Source organism: Acinetobacter sp. AS5, assembly GCF_048957595.1.
Taxonomy (GTDB): Bacteria; Pseudomonadota; Gammaproteobacteria; order Pseudomonadales; family Moraxellaceae; genus Acinetobacter.
The window spans coordinates 1-7,276 of the sequence record NZ_JARDAL010000081.1 but is presented as its reverse complement, the minus strand read 5'-3'; the positions used below and the strand labels follow the sequence as shown (position 1 = coordinate 7,276).

Here is a 7,276-nt window from a genome sequence, read left to right as displayed (position 1 = left end):
ACTATGATAAGATTAACCCGTTAGGTCAGGTGGCCTAACTTAAATAAAAAAGTCTCCGACAAACCCGGTACGGTTCAAATGCTTTCTTGCCTTACAGTGGAATTGATAAAATAAAATTCAAGAATTGAACTATATAAACTGGAATTTTTAAAGCGATCTTATTTAACTTCTATAAAAATGCCAATAGCGTCTAAAGGATATAACACTATTGGCACCATATACTAGTACATTATGAATTATTAGGCTTTACAGCGATGATTATATAATTTTCTCCTTCTGCTTTTAATTCAAATTCAACTTTATCCCCTACAGTTAAACCATTTAATAAGGATGGGTCAGCAACTTTTAAGCCCATCATCATTGCAGGCCATTTAAGTGCAGGAATTGCTTCATGGTCGAGTGTTAAAATATTTTCTTTCGTATCAATAGCAGTAATCACGCCAACGGCTTGAGCCGTTGTAGCGGTAGAAGACTCCTTATTCATCTGCTCCATAGGTGCGTCTGCTTTCTTCTGCTCTGATGCTTCATTTTTACTACATGCGCTTAATGCAGCAATGGTGGTAACAAGAGCAATAATTTTCATAAATTTCAACATAATAAAACCTCTTTAGACGAAATAATAAAACGATCAATGTGTTGATAGTTTTCTTTTGATTAAAAGCTGATATGCAGCTGGGATAACAAACATTGACAGTAGAGGAGCTGAAATCATGCCCCCAACCATAGGTAAAGCAATACGGCTCATCAATTCGGAACCTGTCCCAGTCCCTAAAAGTATAGGAATTAAGCCTGCCAAAATGACGGCAACCGTCATGGCTTTAGGACGAACGCGTAGTACAGCTCCTGTTCGGATTGCATCATTGAGTTGTTGCACCGTTAAAGACGCTGCTGAAGAAGGTAAATGTTGTTGGGTATGATCTATCGCTTGTTTTAAATAAAATAGCATGACCACTCCAAACTCTGTGGCAACACCCGCAAGTGCAATAAAACCAACAGCAATTGCCACTGAAAAGTTATAGCCACTCAAGTATATGGCCCAAATACCACCAATTAAGGCAAAAGGTAGAGTCAACATAATCAGAGCAGCATCTTGTACTTGTCTAAAGATCAGGTAGAGCAATAGAAAAATGATCATCAAAGTAATTGGAATTATTACTTTTAGTCGAGCATTTGCACGTTCCATAAACTCAAACTGGCCTGAATAGCTGATGCTCATAGCAGGAGAAAGTTTGACTTGCGAATCAATGGTTTGTTTCAAATCTTGTACAACTGAAGCTAAGTCACGTCCTTGCACATCAATATAGACCCAACCACTAGGGCGGGAATTTTCGCTCTTCAGCATTGGAGGGCCATCTGTAATCTGGATATTGGCAACGCTACTTAAGATAATTTGCTGACCTGACTCGGTAACAACAGGTAAATTTCTCAAAGCTTCCAGTGAGTCTCGAATCTCTCGTGGATAACGTACATTAATAGGATATCTTGCTAATCCCTCAACAGTTTCACCAATATTTTTTCCACCTATCGCTGATGACACAATTTGCTGTACATCATCAATATTAAGACCATATCGTGCAGCTTGCATACGATTGATATCAACATCAATATACCTGCCACCCGTGAGCCGTTCAGCTAAAGCTGAGCTAACACCAGATACCGTTTTAGCTGCTTGTTCAACTTGTTGTGCGACCCGATCAATATCTTGTAAATTGTTTGCTGAAATTTTAATTCCGATGGGACTTTTAACCCCAGTCGCCAACATATCAATCCTGTTACGAATAGGCGGTACCCAAATATTCGTTAAACCCGGCACCTGAACTGCCTTATCAAGTTCTTTCACCAATTTTTCAGGTGTCATCCCAGCACGCCACTCAGATCGAGGCTTAAATTGAATTGTTGTTTCAAACATCTCCAAAGGCGCTGGGTCTGTAGCTGACTCAGCTCGTCCAGCCTTACCAAATACCGTTGCAACTTCCGGAATGGTTTTAATCATCCTATCTGTTTGCTGTAGCAGTTCAGAAGCTTTGGCTGCGGACAATCCCGGTAAAGCCGACGGCATATATAGTAAATCGCCTTCATCCATTTTAGGTAAAAATTCTCCACCTAAACGGGTCAGAGGGTAAAGGCTCACTAGAAAAATAAGCAATGCAACCAGTAATGTCGTCTTTGGATAAGCTAAAACTTTATCCAACATAGGACCGTATATTTTGATGAGAAAACGATTTAGTGGATTACGTTGTTCAGACGGTAATTTCCCGCGGATCCAATACCCCATCAATACTGGAATTAACGTAATGGATAAACCAGCTGCCGCTGCCATGGCATAAGTTTTGGTAAATGCCAATGGTGAGAACAAGCGTCCCTCTTGTGCCTGCAAGGTGAAAATAGGAATGAAGGATAAGGTAATGATGAGTAGACAGAAAAATAAAGCTGGACCAACCTCACTGGCTGACCGAGCAATAATATCCCAACGTTCTTGTGGTGCTAAGATTTGATCAGGATGCTCATGCTGCCAAGCTTCTATATGTTTGTGTGCATTTTCTACCATTACCACCGCAGCATCGACCATGGCCCCAATCGCAATGGCAATACCACCCAGAGACATAATATTGGCATTTAACCCCTGATAATACATGACCAGGAAAGCCGATAAAATCCCAAGTGGTAGAGAAACAATAGCCACCATTGCTGAACGTAAATGCCAGAGGAAAAGTCCACAGACTAATGCCACGACAATGAACTCTTCAATCAATTTATGGCTGAGATTCTCTATAGCCCGATCGATCAATTGACTACGATCATATACGGGAACCACCTGCACACCTTTTGGTAGGCTCTGTTGTAATTCCGCGAGCTTTACTTTAACAGCAGCAATAGTTTCACGTGCATTTTTACCTGCTCGTAAAATCACAACGCCACCAACAGTTTCACCTTGTCCATTCAGTTCACTGATACCACGACGCATTTCTGGTCCAAGCTGTATCGTTGCAATATCACCCAAAGTAACTGGAACACCAAAACGATTTGTCCGTAGTGGGATCTGGCGAAAATCATCTAATGTTTTTAAATAACCAGTGGCTCGTACCATATATTCGGTTTCAGCCATTTCCAAGACTGAACCACCCGTTTCTTGATTAGCTTTTTGAATCGCTTCAATGACATTATCTTGAGTAATACCTAATGACGCCATTTTGCTTGGGTTTAAAACAACCTGATATTGCTTCACCATTCCCCCAATCGTGGCAACTTCAGCCACATTGGGTAATGTCTTCAACTCATACTTTAAAAACCAGTCTTGTACGCTTCTCAACTGAGAAAGATCATGCTGTCCTGTTGGATCAACTAATGCATATTCATAAATCCAGCCAACCCCTGTAGCATCTGGCCCTAATGATGATTTCGCATCCGCAGGCATATTTCCTTGTATCTGATTCAAGTATTCCAAAACACGTGACCGTGCCCAGTAGAGGTCTGTATGTTCGTCAAAAATGACATAGACAAACGAATCACCAAAAAAAGAATACCCCCGAACATCTTTAACTCCAGGCACTGATAACATGGTGGTTGTTAAAGGATAAGTCACCTGATTTTCAACAATCTGTGGTGCCTGACCGGGAAAATTAGTTCGTACAATGACTTGTACGTCAGATAAATCTGGTAAAGCATCAACAGGAGTATTTTTAACAGCCCAAGTCCCCCAGATAGCCAGAACTAAAGCAGCTAGTAATACAAATACTCGATTCAAAATTGAAAAACGAATAATACGGGCGATCATAATAGTTCTCCCGTTAGTTCTTTATAGATGTCATAGACATCTTTGAAATGTCAGAAATGACATAAGCATCTCCAACTTTTGTAAAACTAAAGTTGACCTGGTCACCTTGCTGAATCTGAGTAAATGGCTGTACTGGCTGTTTAAAGCTCATGGTCATAGCACCCCAACCCAACTCAGGAATAGCCTGATGTGAAATAGTAACTTCCTGAGCTGTGACTTTTTCAACTTTTCCAATGCCTTGATATTTTGATGTCTTAACTGCTTGAGAGGGGGTAATAGATTTTCCAGTATTCAGCTTATCAAGTACGCCCTGTAAATTTGCTTCAGAGTCAATCAAGAATTGTCCTGAAATTACAACTTTTTGACCTACTTTCAAACCTTCTAAAATTGCAATCTTATTTCCATCACTTTGCCCTAACTGAACAACAACAGGTTCAAAACGTCCTTGCTCATGAGCCACAATGACAATATTACGGGTGCCTGTACGGATAACAGCCTGCTCTGGAACTATTAAACTGCTTTGAGGATTGCTAGATAGTTTGACAGAGGCAAACATCCCCGGTTTGAGCTGTGCCTCTTTATTAGGTAATTCAATACGAACTTTTATGGTTCTGCTAGTAGTATCTAAGGTAGGTAAGATATCAATTACTTTACCCGAGACTATTTGAGGGTATGCTGTAAAAGTAACTTCGACTTTACTTCCTCGTTTGATTCCAGCAATTTGTGTTTCAGGTATTGCTGCTTCTAACCAGATTGGGTTAATCCCTTTAATGATGGCCAGCGTTTGCCCCATAGCTAAAGCCATTCCATTGCGGACTTCTAGTGAATCAATAAATCCACTAATGGGAGCTTGCAAAGTTATATTAGATTGCACTCGACGAGTTCGCTCAACTTGATGAATCACATTTTGTGGTATTCCTAAAAGCTGCAAACGTTGACGGCTTGCTTGAATAAGGGAACGATCTCCAGTACGGAGCACAGCTAAAAATTCAGTTTGCTCTCCAGTCCATTCGGGTATTGAAATATCAGCAATAGGACTCCCTTGCCTTACCATATCTCCTACAGCATGCCCATACACTCGCTGAACAAAGCCACTTGCTCTAGTTTGTAAAATAGCTGTTTGCCGTTCATTTGCTTGTAATATGCCATTAGTAAACATGGCATTTCCAATTACAGCCTGTTCAACAGTGCCGTAACGGATGGCTAAATTTTGTTGAATAGATGGATCTATTTTGACTGTAGGACGACTTTCATCGGTCATCGCTGCATTTTCATCTGCATATTTAGGTACCAGTTGCATGTCCATAAATGGAGACTTACCTGGCTTATCAAAATGCTGTTCAGGCTTCATTGGGTCGTACCAATACAACACTTTGGCATCCTGTTGTTGACTTGCCGATGTCGATTGAGGATTGTCTTTCTGATGTGCTATCCAATATCCAGCACCACCACCTGCAACCAAACTAATTGTGGCAACTCCTATGACAGTCACTGCCAATTTATTTTTTAACATTATGGCTGCTCCTCAACATAGTTTAAGGTTGGTTCTTCAAAGGCAAAATAAAGTTGGGCTTTAGTCACAGCCTGTTGTTGTTGAAGATCAATGAGACGCAATCGTTGTTCTAGAAGAGCTTGTCGGGCAGCAATGATATTGGTCAAATTAGTTTTCCCCGCTTGATAAGTTGCTAACTGTAAATTCACTTTTTGTTTGGCAAGAGGAATACTCTTTTGCATCGTGCGATTAATTTGTTGGTCAAGAGCGTCAAGATCAGATAACCCTTCATCTAACAAGGTGAGATATTCACGATACTTAACCTCTTGATCGGCAGTAATCCGGTTTTGTTCAGCTAAAGCTGCTTGAATGAGTGGACCACTCCGTTTTTTTGAAAAAACAGGGAGTTCAGTTGTCAGTTGCACACCGATCATATCGCCAAACTCAGGTGCTCGATGCTGATAAGCAAACTCAATGCCCCAATCTGGTTTTTGCAAAGCTTGAGCTTGCCTAAGTTTTGCTTCAGCCGTTTTCTTTTCAGCCTGATAAACTTTTAACTCAGGATGTTGGTGCAAGTGATGATACAACTTTGATGTATCAAGAGAGATTATTGGTGCTTGGGTAGATAAGGTTTCAATTTGAGAGATGTTTTCAGTTGGTTCTGCACTTACCAGTCGATGTAGTTCTAACTTGGCCTTTTTTAAATCTCGAAGTAAATCATCTTTTTGATCGAGTAGAACATTACTTTCAAGTCTTGGATCAAGTGCATCAGCAACCATAGTTCGACCAGAGGTGACCTGTGTTTGGGTCATCTGAGAAAGTAATCGATTCTCTGAAAACAGTTCATCGTATAGCGCCAATTTACGCTCAAGATAAAAACGTTTAAACCAAGCAGATGCAACTTTTTGACGTAACTCAATACGTAGAATCTCAGTTTGAGCAGTGACTGAACCCAATTCAGCTTTTGCTAACTCGACCTCGGCTTGTCTTTTGGCGCGGTTTGGAAAATCTTGCATAACACCAATTTTCTGCATAGTCATACCTTCCTGTGTGATTGACCATGCAGCATCACCAGATATAGGGTAATTATCTAAGCCCACAAATAGTTTAGGGTTGGGTAAAATACCTGAAGCTGAAACCATATTCTCAGCTCCCTCAATCTGAGCACTATTTGCTCTTAGGGTAGGTGCATATTGCTCAGCAAGCTTCAAAGCTGTATCCAATGTCAGTGGCTCGGCATAAGCTTGACCATAGATCAAAGAGAAACAGATCGTAGCTATCTGCCATCTCCCCCCCGGGGATAGCTTTTCTTTATAAAAGTTCATATTTTTAGCTCTAAAATGATATACACGCGCACGTGTAGAACATCCATAGAAAACTCTATGAATGACGAAGAATTATCAAATTAGTTAGAGCGTGGGGGCTTCCATAAACCTGAAGGGTATGGAGCAGGAAGATTTTGATCTGGAAAATAAAAGACTGATCGCTCTACGGGTGAGAATACCGTTGAGTGCAAAATGCTTTGAGGATCACTGGCGTACGCAATTTTGGCAAAAGACATAATGCAATCTTGCTCAGACATACAGGAAGGATCATGTAGCGTTTTTTTGACCTTTGCTTCAACTTTCATACAGTCGGTATGCATCATATCCTGGTTTTGAGATGCTTCCATTTGCATGGATTTCATCTGTTCAGATGGCATTAAACACCGCTTATGTACAGACGAAGCAGCAGCAGCCGATCCTACTAAAAGGATAGCAAACGATAAAAACAGCGATAGGCATGTTTTTAACCACTGCATAGAGATAAGACCAAAATTTAAGCTTTTTTAGTTTTACAGATTCGAAATTAAATAGCAATAATTTTATGAATGATAGCCAAAGCTATCATTCATGATACTAAGTCATATCACCTTAAAAAACTAATTCGATACCTGCACCATATTTCCATCCCTTTTCAGACTCTGTTGCCTCTTGCATAGAAGTGGCTTTCTGTCCTTTTTCATATTG

5 protein-coding genes and 1 pseudogene are annotated in these 7,276 nt (G+C 40.5%); all 6 read right to left on the bottom strand.

The window, feature by feature from the left end; translation table 11 throughout:
• Positions 1-229: 229 nt before the first annotated feature.
• Positions 230-595, bottom strand: a complete 366-nt coding sequence (locus PV763_RS16565) for a copper-binding protein (RefSeq protein WP_130114467.1) — start codon at positions 593-595, stop codon at positions 230-232.
• 33 nt (positions 596-628) lie between these two features.
• Positions 629-3,775, bottom strand: a complete 3,147-nt coding sequence (locus PV763_RS16560) for an efflux RND transporter permease subunit (RefSeq protein WP_130114468.1) — start codon at positions 3,773-3,775, stop codon at positions 629-631.
• Between the two features lie 13 nt (positions 3,776-3,788).
• A complete protein-coding gene (locus tag PV763_RS16555; protein WP_270429573.1) occupies positions 3,789-5,288 on the bottom strand; it encodes an efflux RND transporter periplasmic adaptor subunit in 1,500 nt (499 codons plus the stop codon).
• Positions 5,288-6,592 carry a TolC family protein gene (locus tag PV763_RS16550; RefSeq protein ID WP_420938233.1) on the bottom strand — a complete coding sequence of 435 codons (1,305 nt, stop codon included), beginning with the start codon at positions 6,590-6,592 and terminating at the stop codon, positions 5,288-5,290. The genes PV763_RS16555 and PV763_RS16550 overlap by 1 nt, the downstream gene beginning before the upstream one ends.
• Before the next feature lie 80 nt (positions 6,593-6,672).
• On the bottom strand, positions 6,673-7,068 hold the full coding sequence (locus PV763_RS16545) for a hypothetical protein (RefSeq protein WP_002071399.1): 396 nt from the start codon (positions 7,066-7,068) through the stop codon (positions 6,673-6,675).
• A 112-nt stretch (positions 7,069-7,180) separates the two neighbouring features.
• Positions 7,181-7,276: pseudogene (locus PV763_RS16540) on the bottom strand (copper resistance protein CopB); the annotation flags it as partial.